Source organism: Hydrogenophaga sp. 2FB (genome assembly GCF_005503365.1).
GTDB lineage: Bacteria > Pseudomonadota > Gammaproteobacteria > Burkholderiales > Burkholderiaceae_C > Hydrogenophaga.
Genome location: NZ_SCML01000118.1, coordinates 1 through 2,095, shown reverse-complemented (window position 1 = coordinate 2,095; position 2,095 = coordinate 1). Strand labels below are relative to the sequence as shown.

2 protein-coding genes are annotated in these 2,095 nt (G+C 66.1%); one reads left to right on the top strand and one right to left on the bottom strand.

The window, feature by feature from the left end:
• Positions 1 to 165 precede the first annotated feature (165 nt).
• A complete protein-coding gene (locus FFS09_RS30435; protein WP_137922637.1) occupies positions 166 to 1,245 on the top strand; it encodes a right-handed parallel beta-helix repeat-containing protein in 1,080 nt (359 codons plus the stop codon).
• Between the two features lie 83 nt (positions 1,246 to 1,328).
• Here FFS09_RS30435 and FFS09_RS31725 read toward each other — a convergent pair whose 3' ends face one another.
• A complete protein-coding gene (locus tag FFS09_RS31725) occupies positions 1,329 to 1,967 on the bottom strand; it encodes a hypothetical protein (RefSeq protein ID WP_252374580.1) in 639 nt (212 codons plus the stop codon).
• Positions 1,968 to 2,095 lie beyond the last annotated feature (128 nt).

The window sequence follows — 2,095 nt, the reverse complement described above, 5'->3', positions numbered from 1 at the left end:
GCACCAGCACCAGCACCAGCACCGGCACCGGCACCGGCACCAGCTCCAGCTCCAGCTCCAGCACCAGCACCAGCACCAGCACCAGCACCAGCCCCAGCACCAGCCCCAGCCCCAGCCCCAGCACCGGCACCCTCCGGTACGGCCTGCGACGCGGCGACGGGCCGTGTGCTGCAAGTGGGTCCTGGAAAGACCTATGCCGTACCGAGCGCGGCGGCTGCGGTGGCGCAGTCGGGCGATGTGATCAAGATCGCCGCGGGCGATTACCGCGGTGACGCTGCGACCTGGAAGGCGAGCAACATCACCATCTGCGGCGTGGGCGGGCGTGCGCGCCTGTTTGCCGATGGCCGCAACGTGCAGGGCAAGGGCCTGTGGGTGGTCTCCAGCCCCAGCATCACGATCGACAGCGTCGAGTTCCGCAACGCCACGGTGCCCGACCAGAACGGCGCCGGTATCCGTGTCGAACCCGGTGTGAACATGAAGATCATCAACAGCGGCTTCTACGACAACCAGAACGGCATCCTGGCTGCGGCCGGCGCGACCACGATCGCGATCGACCGTTCGGAGTTCGCGCGCAACGGCATTGGCGATGGCTACACGCACAACATCTACGTGAACCAGATCGACCGGATCACGGTGAACTCGAGCTACTTCCACGAAGCAAAGATCGGGCACAACTTCAAGAGCCGTGCGCGCGAGTCGGTGATCGAGAACAGCTACTTCATGGACGGCCCCACGGGCACATCGAGCTACCTGGCCGACTTCCCCAACGGCGGTAAGGTGGTCCTGCGCGGCAACATGTTCCACAAAGGGCCGAATGCCGACAACCCGAACGCCATCTCCTACGGCGCCGAAGGCCTGTCCAACGCCACCAAGACCCTGGAACTGGCGCACAACACCGTGGTCATCACGCGCTCGGGTGGCGCCTTCCTGTCGGTCGCCAGTGGAGCCACTTCGGTCAAGCTCACGGCCAACCTGTTTGCCGGCACGGGCAGCCCGACGCAGATCACCGGTGGTTATGCGGCCGGCAACGCCACGCAGTTGAACAACGTCACCTCGGTCGCCAGCAACATCCCCGGGGCGAGCAACATCGCCACACCAAACTTCTGGCCAAACGCAACGCTGCAGGCTCTGATCGGCCTGTCGGTGGTGCCGGACGCCAGCTACACGCGTGATGCGCCCGCACCGTACATCCTGCGCGGGCTACCGGGTAGCCGCAAAGTCGGCGCCTTGCAAGCCGCACCCTAAAGACCCTGGTGGCGAAGCCGAGAACGCATGGGTAGTCCATGCGTCCGGCGGGGTCACTTTTTTTTCACGCTTTAGAAGGTTTTTCATGTCGCAACACACACCTTTTTCTGCGCACGCCTCGCATGCCGCCGTGCTCGCAGCTTGCGCGGTGATGTTCTCGATGTTGGTCGCAGCACCGGCCCAAGCGCAGACCAGCAGCACGCAATGGAGCAAGGTTGCCAACGAGGGCCGGATCTTTTGGGTGTCGGGTACCAAGAACGTGCGCTTCGGCGCAGGCAACCGCTGGGCCTACAAGACGGTGCGCACCGGTGGGCTGTGCACGAAGGGCTATTTCGGCACCGATCCAGCGCGCGGCATGACCAAGACCTGCGAAGTGCTCGCCGCTGCGCCGGCTCCGGCGCCTCGTCCTCCGGCGCCAGCACCTGCACCTGCACCTGCACCTGCACCTGCACCTGCACCTGCACCAGCGCCTGCTCCTGCTCCTGCTCCTGCTCCTGCTCCTGCTCCTGCTCCTGCTCCTGCTCCTGCTCCTGCTCCTGCTCCTGCTCCTGCTCCTGCTCCTGCTCCTGCACCAGCACCAGCACCAGCACCGGCACCGGCACCGGCACCAGCACCGGCACCAGCACCAGCACCGGCACCAGCACCGGCACCAGCACCGGCACCAGCACCGGCACCAGCACCAGCACCGGCACCAGCACCGGCACCGGCACCGGCACCGGCACCGGCACCGGCTCCCAGCGCAGGTGGACTGTCCTGCGCCGCTCAGGCCATCACCTGCGTGCAAGTAACCACAGGCAGTGCGCAAGCCAGCGTCCCGGTGACCTTTGGCCAACCCTTCAAATCCGGTGAC